The 22,316-nt window shown below is 68.5% G+C and carries 22 protein-coding genes and 1 CRISPR repeat array; of the genes, 8 read left to right on the forward strand and 14 right to left on the reverse strand.

Going from position 1 to position 22,316, the window contains the following annotated elements; translation table 11 throughout:
• Window positions 1–67 precede the first annotated feature (67 nt).
• Window positions 68–685, reverse strand: coding sequence for a Maf family protein (locus KPL78_RS15145; RefSeq protein ID WP_219763821.1), 618 nt, complete (start codon window positions 683–685; stop codon window positions 68–70).
• A complete protein-coding gene (locus KPL78_RS15150; RefSeq protein WP_219763822.1) occupies window positions 682–1,584 on the reverse strand; it encodes a pyruvate, water dikinase regulatory protein in 903 nt (300 codons plus the stop codon). Before KPL78_RS15150 ends, KPL78_RS15145 begins: the two co-directional genes overlap by 4 nt.
• Before the next feature lie 300 nt (window positions 1,585–1,884).
• Here KPL78_RS15150 and hemE point away from each other — a divergent pair, with 300 nt between their 5' ends.
• Window positions 1,885–2,943 (forward strand): uroporphyrinogen decarboxylase, encoded by a 1,059-nt coding sequence (gene hemE, locus KPL78_RS15155; RefSeq protein WP_219763823.1) that lies wholly within the window; start codon window positions 1,885–1,887, stop codon window positions 2,941–2,943.
• A gap of 142 nt (window positions 2,944–3,085) precedes the next feature.
• Here the strand turns inward: hemE and KPL78_RS15160 are convergent, their stop codons facing one another.
• The 5 genes from KPL78_RS15160 to KPL78_RS15180 form a co-directional block, all read right to left on the reverse strand.
• Window positions 3,086–3,313 (reverse strand): hypothetical protein, encoded by a 228-nt coding sequence (locus KPL78_RS15160; RefSeq protein ID WP_219763824.1) that lies wholly within the window; start codon window positions 3,311–3,313, stop codon window positions 3,086–3,088.
• Window positions 3,314–3,509: 196 nt separating this feature from the next.
• Window positions 3,510–4,214, reverse strand: coding sequence for a DNA polymerase III subunit epsilon (gene dnaQ / locus KPL78_RS15165; RefSeq protein WP_219763825.1), 705 nt, complete (start codon window positions 4,212–4,214; stop codon window positions 3,510–3,512).
• Between the two features lie 478 nt (window positions 4,215–4,692).
• A complete protein-coding gene (locus tag KPL78_RS15170; RefSeq protein ID WP_219763826.1) occupies window positions 4,693–5,013 on the reverse strand; it encodes an AzlD domain-containing protein in 321 nt (106 codons plus the stop codon).
• Window positions 5,000–5,695: an AzlC family ABC transporter permease gene (locus tag KPL78_RS15175; RefSeq protein WP_219763827.1), complete on the reverse strand. Its 696-nt coding sequence runs from the start codon at window positions 5,693–5,695 to the stop codon at window positions 5,000–5,002. The genes KPL78_RS15170 and KPL78_RS15175 overlap by 14 nt, the downstream gene beginning before the upstream one ends.
• Window positions 5,696–5,745: 50 nt before the next feature.
• Entirely contained in the window at window positions 5,746–6,501 is a 756-nt protein-coding gene (locus tag KPL78_RS15180) for an AraC family transcriptional regulator (protein WP_369412762.1), read from the reverse strand.
• Between the two features lie 133 nt (window positions 6,502–6,634).
• On the opposite strand from KPL78_RS15180, the gene KPL78_RS15185 reads away from it, so the two are divergent.
• Window positions 6,635–7,879 carry an MFS transporter gene (locus KPL78_RS15185; protein ID WP_219763829.1) on the forward strand — a complete coding sequence of 415 codons (1,245 nt, stop codon included), beginning with the start codon at window positions 6,635–6,637 and terminating at the stop codon, window positions 7,877–7,879.
• A gap of 310 nt (window positions 7,880–8,189) precedes the next feature.
• Here KPL78_RS15185 and KPL78_RS15190 read toward each other — a convergent pair whose 3' ends face one another.
• Window positions 8,190–9,311 (reverse strand): alpha/beta hydrolase family protein, encoded by a 1,122-nt coding sequence (locus KPL78_RS15190; RefSeq protein ID WP_219763830.1) that lies wholly within the window; start codon window positions 9,309–9,311, stop codon window positions 8,190–8,192.
• A gap of 43 nt (window positions 9,312–9,354) precedes the next feature.
• Between KPL78_RS15190 and leuS the strand changes: the two genes are divergently transcribed.
• From leuS to cas2e, 4 genes are read left to right on the forward strand one after another with little or no spacing between them, the layout of a single operon-like run.
• Window positions 9,355–11,961 (forward strand): leucine--tRNA ligase, encoded by a 2,607-nt coding sequence (gene leuS / locus KPL78_RS15195; RefSeq protein ID WP_219763831.1) that lies wholly within the window; start codon window positions 9,355–9,357, stop codon window positions 11,959–11,961.
• Window positions 11,951–12,460, forward strand: coding sequence for an LPS assembly lipoprotein LptE (lptE, locus tag KPL78_RS15200; RefSeq protein ID WP_219763832.1), 510 nt, complete (start codon window positions 11,951–11,953; stop codon window positions 12,458–12,460). The genes leuS and lptE overlap by 11 nt, the downstream gene beginning before the upstream one ends.
• 8 nt (window positions 12,461–12,468) lie before the next feature.
• Window positions 12,469–13,494, forward strand: a complete 1,026-nt coding sequence (gene holA, locus KPL78_RS15205) for a DNA polymerase III subunit delta (RefSeq protein WP_219763833.1) — start codon at window positions 12,469–12,471, stop codon at window positions 13,492–13,494.
• Complete coding sequence (gene cas2e / locus KPL78_RS15210; RefSeq protein ID WP_369412763.1) at window positions 13,491–13,868, forward strand: type I-E CRISPR-associated endoribonuclease Cas2e; 378 nt, start codon at window positions 13,491–13,493, stop codon at window positions 13,866–13,868. Before holA ends, cas2e begins: the two co-directional genes overlap by 4 nt.
• A gap of 79 nt (window positions 13,869–13,947) precedes the next feature.
• A CRISPR array of direct repeats spans window positions 13,948–14,220; the repeat unit is 29 nt; unit sequence GCGTTCCCCGCAGGCGCGGGGATGAACCG.
• Between the two features lie 111 nt (window positions 14,221–14,331).
• Here cas2e and KPL78_RS15215 read toward each other — a convergent pair.
• From KPL78_RS15215 to KPL78_RS15240, 6 genes are all read right to left on the reverse strand, one after another.
• Window positions 14,332–15,195 (reverse strand): ParB/RepB/Spo0J family partition protein, encoded by an 864-nt coding sequence (locus tag KPL78_RS15215; protein WP_255569038.1) that lies wholly within the window; start codon window positions 15,193–15,195, stop codon window positions 14,332–14,334.
• A complete protein-coding gene (locus KPL78_RS15220; RefSeq protein WP_219763835.1) occupies window positions 15,192–16,007 on the reverse strand; it encodes a ParA family protein in 816 nt (271 codons plus the stop codon). The genes KPL78_RS15215 and KPL78_RS15220 overlap by 4 nt, the downstream gene beginning before the upstream one ends.
• Window positions 15,991–16,602 carry a 16S rRNA (guanine(527)-N(7))-methyltransferase RsmG gene (rsmG, locus tag KPL78_RS15225; RefSeq protein WP_369412764.1) on the reverse strand — a complete coding sequence of 204 codons (612 nt, stop codon included), beginning with the start codon at window positions 16,600–16,602 and terminating at the stop codon, window positions 15,991–15,993. The genes KPL78_RS15220 and rsmG overlap by 17 nt, the downstream gene beginning before the upstream one ends.
• Complete coding sequence (gene mnmG, locus KPL78_RS15230; protein ID WP_219763836.1) at window positions 16,599–18,467, reverse strand: tRNA uridine-5-carboxymethylaminomethyl(34) synthesis enzyme MnmG; 1,869 nt, start codon at window positions 18,465–18,467, stop codon at window positions 16,599–16,601. The genes rsmG and mnmG overlap by 4 nt, the downstream gene beginning before the upstream one ends.
• A gap of 99 nt (window positions 18,468–18,566) precedes the next feature.
• Window positions 18,567–19,886 carry a tRNA uridine-5-carboxymethylaminomethyl(34) synthesis GTPase MnmE gene (gene mnmE / locus KPL78_RS15235; RefSeq protein WP_219763837.1) on the reverse strand — a complete coding sequence of 440 codons (1,320 nt, stop codon included), beginning with the start codon at window positions 19,884–19,886 and terminating at the stop codon, window positions 18,567–18,569.
• A 25-nt stretch (window positions 19,887–19,911) separates the two neighbouring features.
• Window positions 19,912–20,265 (reverse strand): (2Fe-2S) ferredoxin domain-containing protein, encoded by a 354-nt coding sequence (locus KPL78_RS15240; RefSeq protein WP_219763838.1) that lies wholly within the window; start codon window positions 20,263–20,265, stop codon window positions 19,912–19,914.
• A 119-nt stretch (window positions 20,266–20,384) separates the two neighbouring features.
• On the opposite strand from KPL78_RS15240, the gene KPL78_RS15245 reads away from it, so the two are divergent.
• The gene (locus KPL78_RS15245) at window positions 20,385–20,897 is read left to right on the forward strand and encodes a methylated-DNA--[protein]-cysteine S-methyltransferase (RefSeq protein WP_219763839.1); all 513 of its coding nucleotides are present in this window, start codon (window positions 20,385–20,387) and stop codon (window positions 20,895–20,897) included.
• Window positions 20,894–21,868 carry a quinone oxidoreductase family protein gene (locus KPL78_RS15250; protein ID WP_219763840.1) on the forward strand — a complete coding sequence of 325 codons (975 nt, stop codon included), beginning with the start codon at window positions 20,894–20,896 and terminating at the stop codon, window positions 21,866–21,868. Before KPL78_RS15245 ends, KPL78_RS15250 begins: the two co-directional genes overlap by 4 nt.
• The last annotated feature ends 448 nt before the right edge of the window (window positions 21,869–22,316 follow it).

Consider the following 22,316-nt stretch of genomic DNA (forward strand, 5'->3'; position numbering starts at 1 on the left):
TCCATCCCACCGTCGGCGTCTTTCGCCCGCGGCGGCCCTCGTCCGCTCGCGAGCATCCGAAAGGCCGTTAGGGCAGCAGCACACGATGCTGGCGCAGGAAATCCAGCAACGGCAGCAGCGGCAGACCGAGGATCGCGCTGTGTTCGCCCTTCACCTCATCGAATAGCTGCACGCCCGGTCCTTCCAGGCGATAAGCCCCGACCGACTGCGTCACGTGATCCGCCTCGATTGCCAGATAGGTGTCGAGAAACGCCTCGGAGAACGCCCGCATCCTGAGCCGTGGCCGGGCAACATGCTGCCAGATGCGCTGGCCATGACGATGACATACCACCGCGGTCACGAGTTCATGCGTCCGGCCACGCAACGCCAGGAGGTGGCTGCGTGCCGCAGCCACATCCACGGGCTTGTCGAACCAACGCCCATCGCAGACCAGAAGCTGGTCGCAGCCGACCACCAACGCATCCGGATCGCGGCGCGCGATGCGCTCAGCCTTGGCATCAGCGAGGATGAGCGCCGCATCGGCTGGCGGGATCGCCTCGACCTGGGCAGCCTCCTTGATCGCGGCCTCGTCCACCGCAGCAGGGACCGCCTCGAAGCGCAGCCCGGCGGCCTCCAGCACGGCCCGCCGCGCGGCCGAGGCCGAAGCGAGCACCAGACGCGGCTCAGCCGCCTGCCAACGGCTCACGCGCGCCCCGGGGATGCGCCGAGCACGGCCGCAGCAGGATCCTCCGGCGCAACGGCCATGGCCGCATCCTTCCGGCGGGCGTGCCAGGATTCCATCAGTTGCAGGATGGTCGCCGCAGTTTCCTCGATGCTGCGCCGGGTCACGTCGATGACCGGCCAACCGCGCGAGGTGCAGAGGCGCCGCGCCGCGACGATCTCGGCCTTCACGGCCTCCGGATCGATGTAATCCGTCGCATCCTGGCGGACGCCGCCCGCGCCGATGATCTTCAACCGATGCCGGCGAATGTCGATCAGCGCATTCATGTCGATATGCAATCCGATCACCGGACAGGGCGGGTTCTCAAGTGCCTCGGGGATCGGTGCGCCAGGCACAAGCGGAACGTTCGCCGCCTTGATACCGCGATTGGCCAGGTAGAAGCAGGTCGGCGTCTTGGACGACCGCGACACCCCCACCAGCACGACATCCGCATTGCGGATCCCCTGAGTGCCCTGGCCGTCGTCATGCGAAAGCACGTAATGCATGGCGTCGATGCGGCGGAAATAATCCGCATCCATCACATGCTGGGCCGCGCGCTTCTCCTTCGCCCGCTCGCCGATCGCCCCCTGCAGCAGTTCCATCACCGGATCGAGCGGCGAGAAATGGCTGACCCCAAGGCGCCCGCAGGTCTCCTCCAGGGCCAGGCGAAGGCTGGAATCCACCAGGGTGTAGAGCACCGGGCCCGGCTCATGCTCGATGCCTTCCAGCACGCGATCCAACTGCAGCCGCGATCGCACCAGCGACCAGCGATGATGGATGACGTGATGGTTCTCGAACCGCGCGAGCGTCGCGCGCGCGATCGAGTTCAGCGTCTCGCCGGTCGAATCGGAGACGAGATGAAGGTTGATCTGACGGTTCTGCATCGACGGAAGGATAGCGTGAATCACTGTGGATAACGGGGGTGGAATCCGGTGCCGGGACTCCCTGCGGGGACAACCTCTCTGGTTCGGTCATCCATCGTGATCATGGCATGGAATCCGTGACAGGGATGTGCAGGGTGTGGGTATCACGCCGAAAATGCCGACAGCCGCGCTTCCGGAAGGTGGATAGCCGGTGGACAAGTCTGTCGACACCGACGGGACGGGTTGCGTCCCCGTCATCCACAGGCCCTAAAGCCATCCCAATCTTTCTAAGATTCCTCTTTGCTTGTTTAACGGGGGGACATGGAACGCTCTGAACTCCCCGCCCCGGCCAAGCCCCTTCTGCGCGCCCTGACCGGGGAGGCGGTCTGGCCACCGCCCGCCTGGCTGATGCGCCAGGCTGGGCGCTACCTGCCGGAATACCGGGACATCCGCGCTCGCGCCGGGGATTTCATCACCCTCTGCACGACGCCGGAACTGGCAGCGGAGGTAACGCTCCAACCCATTCGCCGCTTCGGCATGGAAGGCGCGATCCTCTTCTCCGACATCCTGATGGTGCCCTGGGCGCTCGGTCAGCCCCTCCGCTTTGCCGAGGGCGAAGGGCCGCTGCTCGAACCGTTGCGCAGCGCCGAGGCCATTGCCGCGTTGAACCCGTCGGCAATCGTGGAACGGGTCGCGCCGATCCTGGAAACTGTCGCCCGTGTCCGCGCCGGTCTGGCGACCGAGGCGCCGCGCACTACCCTGATCGGCTTTGCCGGCGGCTGCTTCACCGTCGCCTGCTACATGCTGGAAGGGCGGGGATCAAAGGAGTTCGCGGCTGCACGTGGCCTCGCCTATGCCGATCCGGCGCTGTTCGGCCGGCTGATCCGGACGTTGCAGGAGGCCACGGTCGAGTATCTCGTCGCGCAGGTCGAGGCCGGCGCCGAGGCCCTGATGCTGTTCGATTCCTGGGCCGGCATGCTGTCACCGGGACAGTTCCGCCGCTGGGTGATCGAACCCACCGCCTCCATTACCCGTGCCCTGCGTCGCCGTTGTCCGGGCGTGCCGCTGATCGGCTTCCCGCGCCTCGCCGGGCCGCTCCTGGCCGATTACGCTGCGCGGGCCGGTGTCGACGCAACGGCCATGGATACGGCGATGGATCCGCGCTGGGCAGCGCAGGCCGTGCCACCTGGCATGGCCTTGCAGGGCAATCTCGATCCCCTGGCGCTGGTGGCCGGCGGGGCAGCACTGGAGGCTGAGGCGCGGTCCATTCTCGCCGCGATGCGGGGTCGGCCCTACGTCTTCAACCTGGGCCATGGGATCGTACCGCAGACGCCGCCTGAGCATGTCACTGCGTTGATGCGGCTGCTGCGGTCGGCCTGATCCGCGGCGGTGGAACTGAGAGGGGTTTTGACCCCCTCAGACTCGCCCCACCAAAGGCCGAAAGGCCTTTGGAAACTAATGGCGGGTGCTCGACTTCAGAGGCAGGACAAGCGGTGCCGTGCCAAGCAGTGCTTCCGCTAGCTTACCGATCAGTGCGGGTCGCGCGCGAACGCTGACGTCGTGCACCCAGGAACACCCCGATGACAGCGCCGATCAGCCCGCCCATCGGCCCCAGGGCAAACACTGCGCCCATGGCGTAGGCGCCCTCGAACTGGCTCACATGGGCGAGTTCGCCATAGATCAGGGCACCGCCGCTGGTGACGATCCAGCCGAGCGCGAAGCCGAGCACCACTCCAAGCAGGATCCACATTCCTCGCCGCTCCTCGTGTCGGGCGTGTAGCGACATGCTGGCGCCTGATTGCCGCGTCTGCCAGCGCAGCATCCGGTTCCAGGGCGACGATCAACCACGTGACGCCATTGGCCGCGGCAGAAGGGGTAGCGAAATCACCAGCAGCCCGTGCCGGCGTGCTGCTGACATGCAAGCACCGGGATGACGGTCCAGGCGATCAGTCGCTCTCGACCGTGGCGAAGGGCGGCTTGAGCCACAGCGCTTCCTTCACCTTGCCCTGGACAAAGGCTGCATGGGCCGCAGCGCGTTCCTCCGGCACGGTGATCGGCCGAGGGACCCAGGCGACGGTCTCGACGGCAGCCAATACCGGACCCGTGCCAGCAAGCGCGGCTGCCAGCTCGAAGCCGGGCTGTTTGCCGCCCATCAGTTCCAGATACACCTCGGCGAGCAGTCGGCAGTCGAGGACAGCGTTGTGCGACGTCCGCATGGAGTTATCGACGCCGAGCCGGCGGCAGAGCGCGTCCAGGCTGTTCGGCATGCCCGGATAGCGTTCCTTGGCCAGCATCAGGCTGTCGATCATTCGGCTGCGGTCAAGTTTCGGCTTGCCACAGCGGATCAGCTCCGCATCGAGGAATCCGAAGTCGAACGGCGCGTTATGCGCGACGATTGGCGCATCGCCCAGGAAGTCGAGCATGTCCTGCGCGATCTCGGCGAATTTTGGCTTGCCGGCCAGATCGCCATTGGTGAACCCGTGGACACGTGTTGCTTCCGAGGGAATGTCCCGCTCCGGATCGACAAGGCGATGGAAGGTCGCACCGGTAGGCAGCAGGTTCACAAGCTCGACAGCCGCGACTTCGATGACACGGTCGCCCTGCGCGGGTTCCAAGCCTGTGGTTTCGGTATCGAGGACGATCTGGCGCATGTGAGCGCGTATATCACCCGGCAGGACGTGCCGCTCGGTCTGCCGCAAAAGAACCGGGACGTGACGTGCTTTCCGGTGCCCCACCAAGGTTACGGGCGGAGCCATCAGGCTTTCAGATCGTTCGAGGCACCGGCTAGGCATGGCAACCGCTGATCAGCCGCGCGCTTTTGCTTTCGCCGCAGAGCGGTGAAGCCATCGGAAACCGCTATACCACGCTGGCGGCCATTCTCGGACCACGATACGCCGCAGCGGGCCGGGACCGGTATGCTCTCTGCCTTACCAAGCGCGCGTTAAGCGCCATAGCGGCTCGCGGCACCGTTCTATCAGTGGTGCACGGCGCCAGGTTGAGGTTTGCAAAGGCCTTACGGCCTTTGCTGGGGTGGGTCCGGGAGGGGCAAAGCCCCTCTCGGCTCTAATTCGAAATGATATGAACACCCGGTAGCAGGCACGGCCGCATTCCAGCACACGACGCAGGCCTTCAGCCAAGACCCCGCACTGCCAGCATCGCCAACAACCCGGCAATCAGGGCCGGCAGCAGCCTCTGCCGCGTCGTCAGGCAGACTGTTACGCCAATCACCAGCCCGACCAGTCGCGCCGGGAGAGGCACGTCCGCCAAAGCACCAGCGGGCGCGACGATCGCCAGTGTCACAAAAGCGGCAAGCGTGGCCTGTGCCACCGCCGTTGCCCAGGCAATGGCGGGATGTTCGGTGGACAGGCCACCGGCCAGCCATACCCCTGCGAGGCGCAGTCCCAGTCCCCCCAGCGCCGTCAGCAACAGGGCGAGGTCAGCGGGAGGCATGACGGCGCCCCAGTAGGAAGGCGATGGTGCCGCCAACCATTCCGGCTGCCAGCAGGGCCATCGACGCAGGCAGGACCAGGGCAAGGCTTGCAGCACCGGCTCCGCACAGGATCGCACGCCGCGGCGTGGGCTCGTTCAGTCCGGCCGCGAGCAGCAGTGCGTAGTAGAGCGGGTTGATGAACAGCAGAGCAGCGCGGGCCTGGGACCCCAATGATTCGGCAAGATGGAAACCTGCCAGCGCCGCGGCGCCTGCCACGACCCAGGATGTCAGCCCGAAGCCGAGGAACCATCCCAGCCGCGCCTGGCGCTCGATGGCGGGCAGGGACCGCATCGCGGCAGCCCAGGGCGTCACCGCGATGAAGGGCACGGCTGGCAGAAGTCGTCCACGGTCGCCAGTCGACAGCATAGGCGTGAGGGAAACTGCCATGGGCAGGAACCGGGCGTTCACGGCCACGGCGCCCATCACGGCGCTGCCGACACCGCCTGCCCAGCCGCCCGCGGCAGCCTGGACGAGGACGAGCTGTCCAGGCATGCCATAGATCCCCCAACAGGCGAGCAGGGCCCAGCCGGGCCCGAGCCCGGCTTCCTGCACAGCAGCCCCGAAGGCGAGGAAGGTCGCGGCCATGGCCACGCCTGGCGCGCCGATGGCCTCGCGCAGGCCGGGAAGGAAGGCGGACGTCATGACACCATGGTGTGGTGGGCCGCGCGCGTAGGAAACCCTGATACCAACGCTCAAGCCGGGGTATGGGCCCTGGCTGTTACCTCGCGGCCGCCTGGCGTGGCACCGAACATGGCCCTGAAGGCGGCACCGAAGGCCGGTGCGCTGGCATATCCGACGGCCGCCGCCACCCGGGCCGGGGGCGTGCCAGCCGCCAGCAGGGCAGCGGCCTCGGCGAGCCGAAGCGCCTGTCTCCAGCGGGCAAAGCCCATGCCGGTTTCGGCCAGGAACAGGCGGCGCAGGGTGCGCGGGCTGGCGCCGCTGCGGGTTGCCCAGTCCTCCAGTGTCAGTGGGCTGGCGGGATCAGCGGACAGGGCCGCTGTCAGGCGCAGCAGCCGGGCGTCGCGCGGTTGCGGCACCGCAATGGGGAGTTGCGGGGCACGCCGGATCTCCTCGAGGATCAGAGTGGCGAGATGTCCGCCCCGGCCATGTTCGTCCCACTCCAGGGGCTCGGCACACGCCGCGAGGATCAGCTCGCGCAACAGTGCCGACACGGACAGTGCCGCCGGATGCGTGGGCAGATCGCGGGCTGCATCGGCGCGCAGGAACAGCGCGCGCATGGCGAGCCCGCGCGGCATGGCCACGGCATGCGGTAGCCCCGCCGGCAACCACAGGGCGCGCGCCGGCGGGACCGTATAGTGCTCGGCATCCGTGGTGACGCGCATGATGCCCGCGGTGGCGTAGAGCAGTTGCGCGCGGTCGTGGCTGTGCCGCGGCACCGTATCGCCTTCCGGGTAGTCGCGGGCATAGGCTGCCAGCGGGCGATCCACGCGGTCCTGCACCAGATCCCGGCGTGGAGCCGGGACCTGGCCGTTTGGCGACAGCAATTGGCCAGACGTTGCCATGTGGCCGAGCTTAGGCTTGCCTCACGTCAAGGGGAACGCCCCGGCGAGAGGAAGAGCCATGACACCGGCCCAGCGCCAGGTGGTGTTCATCAACGCCGCCCATACCTTCACCCACTACTGCCTTCTGATCCTGGCGACCGCGGTGCTCGCCATGATCCAGCAGGAGCCTGCCATTTTCGGAACCGAGTTCGGGCCGGTGCTGACGCTCGGCACGGCCATGTTCGTCACTTACGGGCTCGGGGCCCTGCCGATGGGGTGGCTCGCGGCACGGCTAGGCCGGCACGCCATGATGACGGGCTTCTTCCTCGGGACAGGCTTCTTCATGGCAGCGGCCGGGCTGATGGCCAGCCCGCTGGGCGTCGGCATCGCCCTGGGGCTGATGGGCGCCTTCGCCGCCGTCTATCACCCGATCGGCACGGCCATGCTGGTCGAGGCTGCCGGCGACCGGGTCGGCCGCGCGATGGGCGTCAATGGCGTCTTCGGAAATATCGGCGTCGCCACGGCACCGATTATGACGGCTTTCATCGCCGCGGGCCTGGGCTGGCGCTGGGCCTTCATCATTCCCGGTGCCGTCTGCTTCGTGGTCGGTCTGGCCTATGCACGCGAGCCCGAATTCGACGCGCTGAAGGCAGGCGGCGGCGGGCGGCCCTTCGCGCCGATCCCGCCCGTGGTAGTGCGCCGGGCCGTGTTGATCCTGCTGGCGATCGCGGTGGTCTCGGGCCTGGTGTTCAATGCCTATACGCTGCTGATCCCGAAGCTGATGCAGGAACGTCTTGCCAGAAGCCCCGACCTGCTGCCGGTCGTCGGGCTACTGGCCTTCGTCGCGACGATCTGCGGCGGCGCCACGCAATTCACCGTGGGGCGGATGATCGATAGCCGGACCCTGAAGGCGGTCTTCCTGCCGCTCGGCATCGCTGTCGTGCCGGGGCTGATCGCGCTGTCCTTCCTGGATGGCTGGGCCGTACTGCCGGTCGCCGGGCTGGTCGCCGCGTGTGTCTTCGGCCAGGTGACGGTGAACGAGACCATGACTGCGCGCTACATCGCGCCGGAACTGCGGGCGAAACTGTATTCCATCCGCTTCACCATCGGCTTCCTGGGGGCGGCGCTGGCCTCGCCCCTGGTCGGATTCCTCCACGAGGCGACCGGTTCACTGGCCGTTGCAATGCTGGTGTTGGCGGGTGTCGCCGTGGTGACGCTGGTCTGCGCCTTTGCCTTCCCGGACCGGCCGGAGGAACTGAAGCCGGAGCTTTGGGCCCGGGCGCCGGAATGGCGCGAGGAGACGGCCGCACAACCGGCGGAGTAGGGGCGCACGGGTGGATCGGAGAGGGGCGCCGCCCCTCTTAGCCTCTCCCCGTCAGGCTGCCATGCAGCCTGGCCGCTGGCACTTGGTCCCTGGCAGGGATGTCGCGTCAGGATAACGACATTCGCGCCGGGCCTCGGGCCCTTCGCTGGACGCCGCGGTCGTGGTGCCGCCGTTATCGCAGAAGCGTTGTTCTGGCGGGCACCGAGTAACGGTTTCCAAAGGCCATGGGCCTTTGGCGGGCTTGGCGGCACTGCCGCCAAGGTTCGGAGAGGCGCAAAGCCCTTCTCCGGTCAGCCCCTTTCAGCGAGGTTTACCCGCCCCCGCATGGATTTCGCCGCAGCCCCCGGGGTGCCGCGGCGGCCGGGGCCTGGACCAGCGTGACGAGGCACGGTCCCTGGCCGCGCGTGAAGCGCCAGTCGCTTACGCCATTGTGACCGCGGATGGGTGGCTCGGGGAACAGGGCCAGGGTCGGGGCAGTGCGGGTCCGTGCCAACTCCGCAAGCATTGCCGCGCGGGCCGCCGGATCGGGATCGAAGGGATCCTCGGCGAAGACGGTCGCGGCGAGACGGGGACCGTCGGCGGGCAGCCCGGCAAGCAGGCGGCGGAAATCGCCGAGGCCCTCGGACAGGATGTTGGGACGGGAAGCCTCGCCATGGGCGGCAGGGGCGAAGGCGAGGACAGCGTGGATCAGCTCTGGCCGCTCGGCCGCGATCAGGATGGACTGCCAGGCGCCGCGCGACTGGCCGGCGAGAACAATGCGGCGGTAGCCGGCCTCCCGCAACAGGGGCAGGCCACGGCGCAGGGTGGCCGTGGCGGTGGGGAGCAGATCGTCGGCCGGATCGCGGTCGAAGCGCATCACGTCCCAGCCGGCATCGTTCAACTGGGCAAGGACGCCCGGAGCGCTGCGCCGGCGCTGGTCGACCGTGGGGCCGCCATAGCCGTGGGACCAGATAACGACGCCCTCGGCGGCCTGCGGGCCGTGGCGGAACATCAACGGGGCGGTGCGGAAGGGGCCGATATGGCGTTCGGCGGGTTGGAAGGGAGCGCCGGGACGGGCAGGCACGGTGCCGTCGATGGCAAGGACATGGCAGCTGTTGCCCGGGCCGAGGGCGGAAGCGGCGTCACGGTCGCAGGCCGTCTGCAGCGCGTCTCGGGTCGCCTGCTCCGACTGGCCGCCGCCGACGAAACGCCAGGTGGACCGGCCATCCGGCGTGGTGGCCAGGGCGAAGGCGGCATGGGGCATGGCACCGCGATAATGCAGGGTGAAGCCGGTCACGGTGCTCGTACCGCGGGCGGGGCCGAGGGTCGCGACCGAGAACAGGGCGCGGTAGGCCGCGAAGTCCGTGTTCGGGTCCTGCGCCCGCGCCGGGGCTGCCCACGGCCAGGCCGTGAGCGCCAACCCTAGGAATCCGGCGCGCCAGCGCTTATGCATCCGTCTCCCTTTCGCCCCGCATGGCACGAGACGCGCGCGCGCAATGAACGACAGCATCGCATCCCCCGACAAGGCGGCCCCCCGCTACGACTTCCGGGCCGCCGAGCCTCGCTGGCAGAAGGCCTGGGACGACCAGGCCTGCTTCGCGGTGCCGGACGTGCCGCCGGCCGGGGCAGCCAAGTACTATGTGCTTGAGATGTTTCCCTACCCCAGCGGCAAGATCCACATGGGGCATGTGCGCAACTACACGCTGGGCGACGTGGTCGCACGCTACAAGCGCGCGCGCGGGCATCTGGTGATGCATCCGATGGGCTGGGACGCCTTCGGGCTGCCGGCGGAAAACGCGGCGCGCGAGCGCGGCACGCATCCGGCGAAGTGGACCTACGCGAACATCGCCAACATGCGCGATGAGCTGAAGCGCATGGGGCTGTCGCTGGAATGGGCGCGCGAATTCGCCACCTGCGATCCGGAATACTACGGCCAGCAGCAAAAGCTGCTGCTCGACTTCTGGAAGGCGGGCCTGGTCGAGCGCAAGGAATCCTGGGTGAACTGGGATCCGGTGGACGGCACCGTGCTGGCCAATGAGCAGGTGATCGACGGGCGCGGCTGGCGCTCCGGGGCACTGGTCGAGAAGAAAAAGCTCTCCCAGTGGTTCCTCGCCATCACGAAGTTCGCGCCGGAGCTGCTGGAGGCGCTGGGCGGCCTCGACCGCTGGCCCGAGCGCGTGAAGCTGATGCAGTCCAACTGGATCGGCCGCAGCGAGGGCGCGCGGGTGCGCTTCGCCCTCGCCCAGCCGGTCGAGGACATGACCGAGGTGGAGGTCTTCACCACCCGGCCGGACACGCTGTTCGGCATGTCCTTCCTGGCGGTCGCGGCCGAGCATCCGATTGCCGCCGCGGCGGCCGCGCGCGACGCGAAGGCCGCGGAGTTCGTCGCCGAATGCCGCAGCATGGGCACCTCGGAAGCGGTGATCGAGCAGGCCGAGAAGAAGGGTTACGATACCGGCTTCCGCGTGAAGCATCCCTTCACGGGCGAGGAATACCCGGTCTGGATCGCGAATTTCGTGCTGATGGAATACGGCACGGGCGCAATCTTCGGCTGCCCGGCGCATGACCAGCGCGACCTGGATTTCGCGCGGAAGTACGACCTGTCGGTGACGCCCGTCGTGCTGCCGAAGGGCGCGGATGCCGCCACCTTCGCCGTGGCGAACGAGGCCTTCACCGATGACGGCACGGCGTTCAATTCGGGCTTCCTCGACGGGCTCGACGTCGCCGCGTCGAAGCGGCGCGCGATCGCGGAGCTGGAGACGCTCGGTGTCGGCAACGGCGTGGTGAACTGGCGCCTGCGCGACTGGGGCGTGTCCCGCCAGCGCTACTGGGGCTGCCCGATCCCCTTCATCCACTGCGACGATTGCGGCGTGCAGCCGGTGCCCGACGATCAGCTCCCGGTGCGGCTGCCTGAGGATGTGGATTTCTCGAAGCCGGGTAATCCGCTCGACAACCATCCGACGTGGAAGCACGTCGCCTGCCCGTCCTGCGGCAAGCCGGCGCGACGCGAGACCGATACCTGCGACACCTTCGTGGATTCGTCCTGGTACTTCGCGCGCTTCTGCTCACCGCGCGCCGCGGTGCCGGTGACCAAGGCGGCCGTCGATGCCTGGCTGCCGGTGGACCAGTATATCGGCGGCATCGAGCATGCGATCCTGCACCTGCTCTATTCGCGCTTCTTCTCGCGCGCGATGAAGGAGACGGGGCACCTGTCGGTGGAGGAACCCTTCGCCGGGCTGTTCACCCAGGGGATGGTGCAGCATGAGAGCTACAAAGGTGCTGATGGGCGCTGGCTCTACCCGGAAGAAGTCGACTTCTCCGTGGCGACTGACGGCACGCGCACGGCGGTGGTGAAAGGCGGTAACGAGACCGTGACCATCGGCCGTGTCGAGGCCATGTCGAAGTCCAAGCGCAACACCGTCGATCCCGGCGCGATCATCGCGAAATACGGAGCGGATACAGCGCGTTGGTTCATCCTGTCGGACAACCCGCCCGACCGTGACATGGAATGGACGGAATCCGGCGTTGCCGGCGCCTACCGCTTCACCCAGCGCGTGTTTCGGATGGTGGAGAATGCGATGCCGGCGCTGCCGCCCGCGGGCACGGCACCGGAAGCCGAGGGCAAGGCGTTGCGCCGCGCCACGCACCGCACCATCGCGACGGTGACCGAGGCGTTGGAGACTTTCGCCTTCAACGTCGCGGTGGCGCGTCTGTATGAATTCGCCAATGCGATCGAAGCGGCGAAGGACGCCCCGGGTGGGGCGAAGCGCGAGGCGCTGGAGATGCTGGCACGCTTGTCGGCGCCGATGATGCCGCATCTGGCCGAGGAGTGCTGGTCGATGCTGCGCCCCGGCGAGACAGCCCTGGTGGCGCAAATGACTTGGCCCGAGGCCGATCCGGCGCTGCTGAAGGCGGAGAGCATCACGCTCGCTGTGCAGGTGCTGGGCAAGCTGCGCGCGACCATCGAGGTCCCGGTGGGTGCGAGCGAGGAGACCATCTTCGCCGCGGCCGAAGCCGAGGAGAACGTGCAGCGCGCCATCGCCGGCAAGCTGATCCGCAAGCGCATCCATGTCCCCGGGAGGGTGGTGAACCTTGTCGTCTAGGCGCGCCATCCTTGCGCTGCCGGCCTTCGCGCTGGCCGGTTGCGGCTTCCGCCCGCTCTATGGCCCGCGGCCAAGCGGTCAGGCGACCTCGGGCCTCGAAACCGTGCGCGTCGGGCTGATCAATGAGCGCAACGGGCAGCTGCTGCGCCGCAGTCTGGAGCAGCGCCTGGGCGGGGAAGGCGTCGCCTCGCGATATGATTTGCGCGTCGGTCTCGGCTACGGCATCGAAGTGCAGGGCTTCGAACGCGATGGCACACCGAGCCGTGTGCGCATCACGGCCACGGCGAACTGGTACCTCTATGACAGCGGCGCGGCGCCGCGTCTGGTCGCCCAGGGCATGGCGCGTGCCTTCGATGCCTACAATGTCCCTGAGAACCAGTTCTTCGCCGCCGACGCCTCGCGGGACGCGGCGGAGCGGCGGCTTGTGGATCAGCTCGCGGAGGACATCGTCCAGCGCCTGGCCGCGCGCTTCGAGGCCGGTCCACCCCAGGCAGGCTGAGCGCCGTCATGGCGAAGCTCGATGCCCGGCGGCTGCAGGCCTTCCTGGCTGATCCCGGCGCAGTGCGGGTGGTGCTGATTTTCGGCGAGGATGGCGGGCTCGTGCGCGAACGCGGCGACGCACTCGCACGCGCTGTTGCCGGGGACGATCCTTTCCGGCTGGTCGACATCACGCGCGATGTGGCGGCGAAGGATGCAACGCTGCTGGCGGCTGAAGCCGCGACGCCCGCGCTGACAGGCGGGCGTCGCCTGGTGCGCGTGCGGGATGCGACGGATGGCCTAGCCAATGGCGCCAAGGCGGTGCTGGCAGGTCAAGGCCCCGGGATCGTGCTGCTCGAGGCCGGGGCGCTCGATGGACGCAAGGGGCTACGGGCGGCGCTGGAGAAGGCTGGGCCGGAAGCGGCGGTGATCGCCTGCTACGTCGAAACCGGCGCGGCGCTTGAGGCGTCCATCGGCGCCGTCTTGCGTGACTTCGGTGTCACCGCGGACCCCGCGGCCCTGGCCTGGATGGCGCAGCGCCTCGGCGAGGACCGGCTGGTGATGCGCCGGGAATGCGAGAAACTCGCCCTTTTTGTCGGTGCCGGCGGGCGGGTGACGGAGGACGATGCATTGGCCTCCCTGTCCGAAGGGTCGGCGCTGGATCTCGATGCCGCGCTGCTGGCCGCGACCGAGGGCGATGCACCGCGCGCGGACGCCGCGCTGGATGCGGCCTTTGCCGAAGGTGCCGCGGCGGTCCAGGTTGTGCGCGCCGCCCTGCGACATGTGCAGCGGCTGGAAGTGGCGGCGGCCGCGGTGGCGCGAGGCGCCTCGGCGAAGGATGCGGTGGAAGGATTGCGACCGCCGGTGTTCTTCAAGACTCGTCCGGCGTTCGAGCGCGCACTGCGGCTGTGGCGGCCCGAGATGCTGGCGGCGGCCGGGGCCGCGTTGCTGGAGGCGGAGCGGCTGACCAAGACAACCGGAATGCCCGACGCCACGGTGGCGCGGGCGGCGGTGATGGGGTTGGCGCGTCAGGCGGTGCGGGCGAAACGCGGGTGAGACAGGCCGGGGCGCTGCCCCGGACCCCGCCAGGGCTCCGCCCTGGACCCGCCAAGGGCCCACGGCCCTTGGATCCCGATTTGTGGGCGACGACCTTGCTGCTGGAGGTGCGAGCCGGGGTCCATGTTGGGACCCGCGGCCGGCGCGTGTGCGAGATGATCTGGTGCCAGGTGACAGTGTATAGCGAGCACGGCAACGCTGTGATCGCCTGGGCCGCGCCGGCCGAGGCGGGGTCCAGTTCGGTACCTGCGGGAAGAACTGCCGCGTGCCGGGGGAATATGGATGGGCTGCGGCCGGTAGCGTTTGGGCCGGACGCAGCGTTGCCGACGGAGCCGGGGCCGATGGCGGTAGAGTATCGGCGCCGGGGTCGCTGATCGCGTCGGAACAGGCGTTCCGGGCGGTGGGATCGTTGACAGGTGAATCTGCTCGCTAGATCAATGCTCTGCAGGAAGAGCGTTCCCCGCAGGCGCGGGGATGAACCGACGCCTCGATAGATCCAGTCGAGGGTCAGATTGCGTTCCCCGCAGGCGCGGGGATGAACCGCAGGATGGTTGGCATCGGGACTGCCTTCCCTGGCGTTCCCCGCAGGCGCGGGGATGAACCGTTCGCGGATGCGTCCGTGTCTCCGCGCTGCGTGCGTTCCCCGCAGGCGCGGGGATGAACCGCTGAACGGCGGTCAGTTCGAGGGGCGCCCGTTGCGTTCCTCGCAGGCGCGGGGATGAGCCGGCGGCTTCCACGTGCTTCAGGCGGCTGACCTGGGTGTGACAGCCCAATAGACCGAAGGTCCAGGAAACTGAGTTTCCTGGCAGGGGAGTTCGAGGGGGCGGCGCCCCCTCGTTACGCCATATCCGGATCGAGCAGCCGCAGCACCCCATCGAGCTGATCGAGATCCCGGTAGTTGATGGTCACCTGCCCACCCTTGCCGGCCGCCTTGATGCCGACCTTGAGTCCCAGCCGTTCCGTCAGCCGGCGCTCCAGCGCGGCAATGTCCGGGTCCTGCTTCGCCGCCCGGCGGGTACTGGGATCGCGCGGGGTGGCCGCCGCGAGGGCCTCGGTCTGGCGCACGGACAGGCCCCGCACCACGACCATGCCTGCGAGGCGCTCGGGGTCGTCGGCACCCAGCAGTGCGCGGGCGTGGCCGGCCGAGAGCGCGCCGCCGCGCAACATTTCCCGCACGCGCGGGGGCAAGTTCAGCAGGCGCAGCGTGTTGGCGACATGGCTACGCGACTTGCCGACCGCCTGGCCGAGACCTTCCTGTTTCAGGCCGAATTCGCTGAGGAGGCGTGCGTAGCCTTCGGCTTCCTCGAGGGCGTTGAGATCCTCGCGCTGGAGGTTCTCGACCAAGCCGGCGGCCATGGCGGCGCGATCGTCGAGGTCGCGGATGACGACCGGGACGTCGTGCAGCTTCGCCTGTTGGGCGGCGCGCCAGCGGCGCTCGCCGCCGAGAATCTGGAAATGGCCCGGCGTGCCGGGCTTCGGGCGCACCAGGATGGGCTGGAGGATGCCGTGTTCCTCGATGGACGCGGCGAGCTCGGCGAGCGCGGCGGGATCGGGTGTGGCGCGGGCCTGGAAAGGGCTGGGTTCCAGGGCCTCGATCGGCAGGGTGCGGGGGGCGCCGCCGGGGGTGGTGGCGGGTGGCGGGGGCTGGTTGTCGCCCATCAAGGCGGACAGACCCATGCCGAGGCGCATCGGCTTCTTCATGCGGCGGACTTTCGGGCGCGGCGTTCGCGCTTCAGGAGCTCGGCGGCGAGGTCGATATAGGCCTGCGCGCCGGCTGATCTGTGGTCGTAGAGGATGACGGGCAGCCCGTGGGACGGGGCCTCGCTGATGCGCACATTGCGCGGAATGACGGTGCTGTAGACCTTGGGTCCGAAGAAGGCGCGCACATCGGCGGCGACGAGCTCGGAGAGATTGTTACGCTTGTCGAACATGGTCAGGACGATGCCTTCCAGGTCGAGACGCGGGTTCAGGGCACGTTTCACCCGTTCGACGGTGCGGGTGATCTGGGAGACACCTTCGAGCGCGAAGAACTCTGTCTGCAATGGCACCAGCACGGAGTCCGAGGCGACCAGCGCATTGAGAGTCAGCAGGCCGAGCGAGGGTGGGCAGTCGATCAGGATGATCTCAGTGCCGTTGAGGGCCTCGCGTTGGGATTCGAGGGCGTCGCGCAGCCGGCGTTCCCGATTGTCGAGGCTGACGAGTTCGATCTCGGCGCCGGCGAGTTCCGGGTCGGCGGGCAGCAGGGTGAGATTCGGGATCTTGGTGGGGCGGAGCAGGTCGCGCAGCGGCTTTTCGCCGGTGAGGAGCGCGTAGGACCCCGCGCCACGGTCTTGGCGTGCGATGCCGAGGCCGGTCGAGGCATTGCCCTGTGGGTCGATATCGATCAGCAGCACCCGGCGCTTGGTGGCCGCGAGCGCTGTGGCGAGATTGATCGCGGTCGTGGTCTTGCCGACGCCCCCCTTCTGGTTGGCGAGGGCGATGATGCGCAAGGGGCGGTCAGGCGTCGCTGGCACGGCGGATCTCGCTCAGGCGAAGGATGGTGGCCTCGGGGTCCGTGCGGCTTTCGAACCGCTCGGCTGTGAAGTGCCAGCGCGTGGATGCGCTCGTCAACTCCTGCTCGGCCGTGCGGCCTTTCGGCAGGACTGCGACGCCGTCCTGAGCGAGGAATCGGGCTGAGAATCCCAGCAGGACATCGACCGGCGCGAGGGCGCGGGCCGTGAGCGCGGCGATCGGCGGGAGTGTTGCTTGTTCGATGCGCTGGGCGTGGATCTTCACATGGGAGAGTTTCAACGTGCCGGCGACTTCGATCAGGAAGGCTGCTTTGCGGCGATCCGACTCGACCAGATGCACCTCCCGTTCGGGCAATGCGGCGGCGATGACGATGCCGGGCAGGCCACCGCCCGAGCCGAGATCCGCAATCGCGCCATCCGGTGGCAGCAGGGGAACGATTTGCAGGCTGTCGGCGATGTGGCGACGGTCGATATCGTCCGCTGTTTTGGCCGAGACCAGATTGATGGTCGCATTCCATCGCAGCAGCAGGTCACGATAAGCGGCGAGCCGGGTGTTACGCCCGGCGTCCGGTTCCAGCTCCGGGATGGGGTGTTTCACGTGGAACGTGTCCCGTCCCGCCGCAGCGCCACGGCCAGGGCGGCGATCGCGGCCGGGGTAATACCGGGCAAACGGCCGGCCGAGCCCAGGGTCGCCGGGCGCGCAGCGGCCAAGCGCTGACGCATCTCCGAAGACAGGCCAGGGATGGCCGCGAAGTCGAGGCCATCAGGGATGTGGGTGCGCTCCTCGCGCTCCAGCAGACGCATCTCCGCTTCCTGACGGCGCAGGTAGGGGGCATAGAGCGCCTCTGCCTCAAGCTGCGAGCGGAGCGCTGGCGGCAGATCGCGCAGCCAAGGAAAGGCCGCGTCGACCGCCGCGCTGTCCAACCCGGGCAGCGCGAGGATTTCGAGGACCGATCGACGCTTGCCATCCTGGTTCACCGGGATGTCAGCGGCGGCCAATGCCCCGGGCGTCGCGCCGTCGGCGCGCGCGCGGTCGAGGGCTTCGGCCAGGGCGACTGCGAAGGCGCGGTGACGTGCGGCTCGCTCCGGCCCGACACATCCCCAGGCGGTGCCCTTGTCCGTCAGGCGCAGTCCGGCATTGTCAGCCCGCAGTACCAACCGGTGCTCGGCCCGGGCCGTCAGCATGCGGTAGGGCTCGGAAACTCCATGCAGGACCAGATCATCCACCAGCACACCGACATAGGCTTCGCCGCGTGTCAGCACCCGGTCTGGTGTCGCGCCTGAGGCCCGCTGCGCCGCATTCACGCCGGCCATGAGTCCTTGGGCGGCGGCTTCCTCATACCCTGTTGTGCCGTTGATCTGTCCGGCGAGGAAGAGCCGCGGCACCGCGCGAAGTTCGAGGGCCGGGGTCAGGGCGCGCGGATCGACATGGTCGTATTCGATGGCGTAGCCGGCGCGCAGGATGCGCGCTCGCTCCAGGCCAGGGATCGAGGCGATCATCGCGGCCTGTACCGCCTCGGGCAGACTGGTCGAGATGCCGTTGGGGTAGACCGTATCGTCGTCCAGGCCTTCCGGCTCCAGGAAGATCTGGTGGCGCTCCCGATCGGCGAAGCGGACGACCTTGTCCTCAATGGATGGGCAGTAGCGCGGCCCGACCCCCTGGATTCGGCCACCGTAGACGGCGCTCTGGTGCAGATTGGCACGGATCAGGTCGTGGGTCGCGAGCGTGGTCGCGGTGATGCCACAGACAACCTGACGGTTGGTGATCCGTTCGGTCATCCAAGACAGCGGCTCAGGCGGGTCGTCGCCGGGCTGAGCCTCAAGGACGTCCCAAGCGATGGTGCGACCGTCGAGGCGCGGCGGGGTGCCGGTCTTCAGGCGTGCCAGCGGCAGGCCCATCCGCTCGAAGGCGAGCGCGAGGCCCACGGCCGGGGCATCGCCCACCCGGCCGGCCGGGATGCGGGTTTCGCCGATGTGGATCTCGCCGCGCAGGAACGTACCGGTCGTCACCACCAGGGCGCCACAGCCGAAACGGCGGCCATCGCCGGTGACGATCGCGGCGATGCCACCGTCGGCGGCCAGTTCGATATCCTCTGCGGCGGCGGCAATGATTGTCAGCCCGTCCTGCGCGTCGAGCAGCGCCTGCACTGCCTGGCGGTACAGTCGCCGGTCAGCCTGCGCGCGCGGGCCGCGGACGGCCGGGCCCTTGGAGCGGTTCAGCATTTTCACATGGATCGCCGCTGCATCGGCCGCGCGCGCCATGATGCCGTCCAGCGCGTCCACCTCCCGCACCAGATGCCCCTTCCCCACGCCGCCGATGGCCGGGTTGCAGGACATTTCGCCCAGGGTCTCGCGCTTGTGCGTCAGAAGCAGCGTGCTGGCGCCGCAGCGCGCGGCCGCGGCTGCGGCCTCGCAGCCGGCATGGCCGCCGCCAACCACGATCACGTCGAAAATGCCATCCATGGGCGGGGATATAGGGGAGAAGTCGTTAGCGGGGGAGAGAACTCCAGCTCATCTCCGCCCTCTCCCCAGTTTCTGCCCGCGCAGAGGCGGACGGCGCCGTCACTTGCCGATGCAGAAATCGCGGAAGACGACATCGAGGACCTCCTCGACGCCCACGCGGCCGGTCAGTCGGCCGAGCGCACGCAAGGCGGCACGCAGCGCCTCGGAGGTGAGCTCCGGTAGGGGCGCTGCGGCGGCTTCAGTCAACCAGGCTGCGGCCTCGGTCAGCGCGGCACGATGGCGTGGGCGCGTCAGCAGGGCCGCATCGCCGACGCCGGCGAGCCGCGCGGCTGCCTCGGCGAGGCTGGCGCGCAAGGTATCCAGCCCCTCCCCGCTCCGTGCGGAAATGGCTAGTGGCACCACGCCGCCAATCATCGCCGGTGCTGGCGCCAGATCCGCCTTGTTCGCGAGCACCATGGCGCCCGGCCGTACCCAGGCGAGCGTGCCCTCGTCGGGTGGTACATCCGCCGCGAAGACTGTAAGCACGAGATCGGCCTCCTTGGCTTTGCGGCGGGCCCGGCGAATGCCCTCCTCCTCGATCTCGTCTGCCGCCTCCCGCAGGCCGGCTGTGTCGGCGAGTGTGACCGGCACGCCGGCGAGGATCAGTCGCACCTCCACCACGTCCCGCGTCGTGCCGGCCCGCGCCGACACGATCGCGGCCTCTCGCCCCGCCAGGGCATTCAGCAGGGAGGATTTTCCCGCATTCGGCGCCCCGAGGATGGCGACCATCAGCCCGTCGCGGAGGCGTTCACCGCGCCCGCCATCGGCGAGATGGACGGCAATCTCCGCACCCAGTCTCGCCGCGCCCTCGCGCGCGCGGTTGCCGAGGTCGGTCGGCAAGTCATCCTCGGCGAATTCGATGGCGGCTTCCTGATGCGCGAGCAGCTTGGTCAAGCGGTCGGCCCAGCCGCCATACAGTGCGGCGAGCGCCCCGTCAGCCTGCCGCAGCGCCTGGCGGCGCTGGGCGTCGGTCTCCGCATCGATCAGGTCGGCGACGCCCTCTGCCGCCGTCAGATCCATCCGGGCATTAAGGAAGGCGCGCCGGGTGAATTCACCGGGCTCGGCGGGTCGGGCGCCGAGTGCCGCCAGCGCTGTCCCGACCGCCGTGACCACCGCCGGCCCGCCATGGAGGTGTAGTTCGCCGCAGTCTTCTCCAGTGTAGGATGCTGGTCCCGGGAACCAGAGCACAAGGGCCTGATCGAGCTGTTCTCCGCTTCCCGGCGCACGAAGTCGCCGCAGGCTCGCCATCCGGGGCTGCGGCAGGCGGCCCGCGAGCGTGGCAAGGATGTCGGCCGATCGTGGCCCCGACAGCCGGAGCACCGCCACGGCCGCACGACCGGCGCCGCTGGCCAGTGCGAAGATGGTGTCCGTCGCGGTCATGGATGTTCCACGTGAAACACTGCCGTCATTCCTTGGGCGGCAGCACGTCTCTTTCGGTGAGCATCAGGCGGCGCACGCGACCTCCGCCGATGATGTGTACCTGGAGGATTTCCTCCACATCCTCGATCGTCCTCGGCCGATACCAGACGCCGTTTGGGTAGATCACGATCGCCGGCCCGAATTCGCAGCGTTCCAGACACCCCGCCGTGTTCACTCGGATGTCAGGGATCTTTAGCTCCTTGGCCCGTGCTTTCATGTAATCGCGCAGCTTCTCGGACCCGCGCGCCGCACAGCAACCGCGCGGGTGGGTGTCGGGCCGCCGATTGGTGCAGACGAAGACGTGTGCGGCGTAGAAGGGCGGCGGATCGGATTCGGTCACGCGGGGCGCTCCGGTTCAGGCTCGTCCCAGCATGTAGCGGTGCATTCCGCCCCGACCAACCCGTCACCCCCGCATGCTTGACGAGCCCCCTCTTCAGGGTGTCTGTCGTTGGGGCAACCATGCCGCAACTCTCGCTCCATACCCCGCTGGGGGATCTGACCGTGTCCGAGGAGGACGGCGCCATCGTCGCCCTCGACTGGGGGCGTGGCCGTGACCAGGAGGCGACGCCCCTGCTCAAGCGCGCCCGTGATCAGCTTCAGGATTACTTCGACGGAACGCGGACGAGCTTCGACCTACCTCTGGCCCCCCACGGCACCGCCTTCCAACGCAAGGTGTGGAATGCGCTCTGCACCATACCGGCCGGCGAGACGCGGACCTATCGCGACATCGCCGAGGCGGTCGGCTGCCGCGCCGCGCGCGCGATTGGCCAGGCCAACGGCGCCAACCCCATTCCCATCCTGATCCCCTGCCACCGGGTGGTCGCAACGGACGGCTCCCTGGGCGGCTATTCGGGCGGCGAAGGAGCGGTTACGAAGCGTTACCTCCTTGACCTCGAGCGCGCGGCGCCCGGGGTTCCCACCCTATTCGCGGCCGCCCCCCGGACCGCGCAGAGACGGACTCGCTCTTCATGACCCACGCCATTCGCATCCATGAAACCGGCGGCCCTGAGAAGCTGGTGTGGGAGGACATCCCCCTGCCCGCACCGAAGCCGGGCGAGGCCCTGGTCCGCCACAAGGCGGTGGGCCTCAACTTCATCGATGTCTATTTCCGGACCGGCCTCTACAAGGCGCCGTCGCTCCCCGCGATCATCGGCATGGAGGCCTCGGGCGTCGTCGAAGCGGTGGGCGAAGGCGTGACGGAGGTCGCCCCAGGCGATCGCGTCGCCTACGCCACAGCCCCCATCGGCGCCTATGCCGAGGCGCGGTGCATCAAGGCCGACCGTCTCGTGAAGATGCCGGATGCCATCGGCTTCGAGCAGGCCGCGGCGATGATGCTCCAGGGCATGACGGCCGCCTTCCTGATCAAAAAGTGCTATCCGGTGCAGGCTGGCCAGACGGTACTGGTGCATGCCGCGGCCGGCGGTGTCGGGCTGATCATGTGTCAGTGGCTCAAGCATCTCGGCTGCACCGTGATCGGCGTCGTCAGCACCGAGGAGAAGGCCGCCCTCGCCCGTGCGCATGGCGCCGAGCATGTCCTGCTGACGAAGGACGACGTGCCGGCCAAGGTGAAGGCGATCACAGGCGGCGCCATGCTGCCGGTCGTCTTCGACAGCGTTGGGCGCGACAGCTTCATCACGTCGCTCGACTGCCTCGCGCCTTTCGGGATGTTGGTCTCCTACGGCAACGCATCGGGCCCGGTGGCAGTGCCGGATCTCGGCATCCTCGCGGCCAAGGGCTCGCTCTATCTGACGCGCCCGACGCTTGCGACCTACACCGCGAAGCGCGAGGATCTGACCGACCGCGCGAATGACCTGTTCGCGGTGGTCGCGTCCGGAGCCGTGAAAATCCGCGTCAACCAGACCTTCGCCCTCAAGGACGCCGCCGACGCACATCGGGCCCTCGAGGCGCGGCAGACGACCGGCAGTACTATCCTATTGCCCTGATGAACGGCGGAGAGCCACAGGTGTCATGGGCGCGCAACCCATGTCCCTGCCGCTCTCCAGGCCTCATCCCGTTGGCGGCCTCCATTGATCTTGCAGATCCGTGTCAGTGGGTGGCGCGCTTCAGTCGAAGGACTCTGTGGAACCCACGAGTTGTTTCGTAAAACAAACGACAAAGGGGTATGATATGAGGCCGCGGGGAGACTGCCGCGTCGGCAATCAAAGCACGCAGGTTCAATGCGACTAAGCGCGTCTCCGAGCGCGTGGCTTGTGTGCTGCTCGGTGACGGGCCCCGAAGACCCCAAGCCTTTGCCTTTGGTGTGCAGTCCAGCGGGGCGAATCTCGGCCGAATTGGCGTGATCGCTCCGACTCAGTGCTTCTGCCGCCGCCGCATGCTGCGGATCGGAGAGGTTCAGGAATTGGGATGCGGGGTTCCGCTGTTTCCCTGTCG

Source organism: Roseomonas alba (assembly GCF_019430885.1).
Lineage (GTDB): Bacteria > Pseudomonadota > Alphaproteobacteria > Acetobacterales > Acetobacteraceae > Neoroseomonas > Neoroseomonas alba.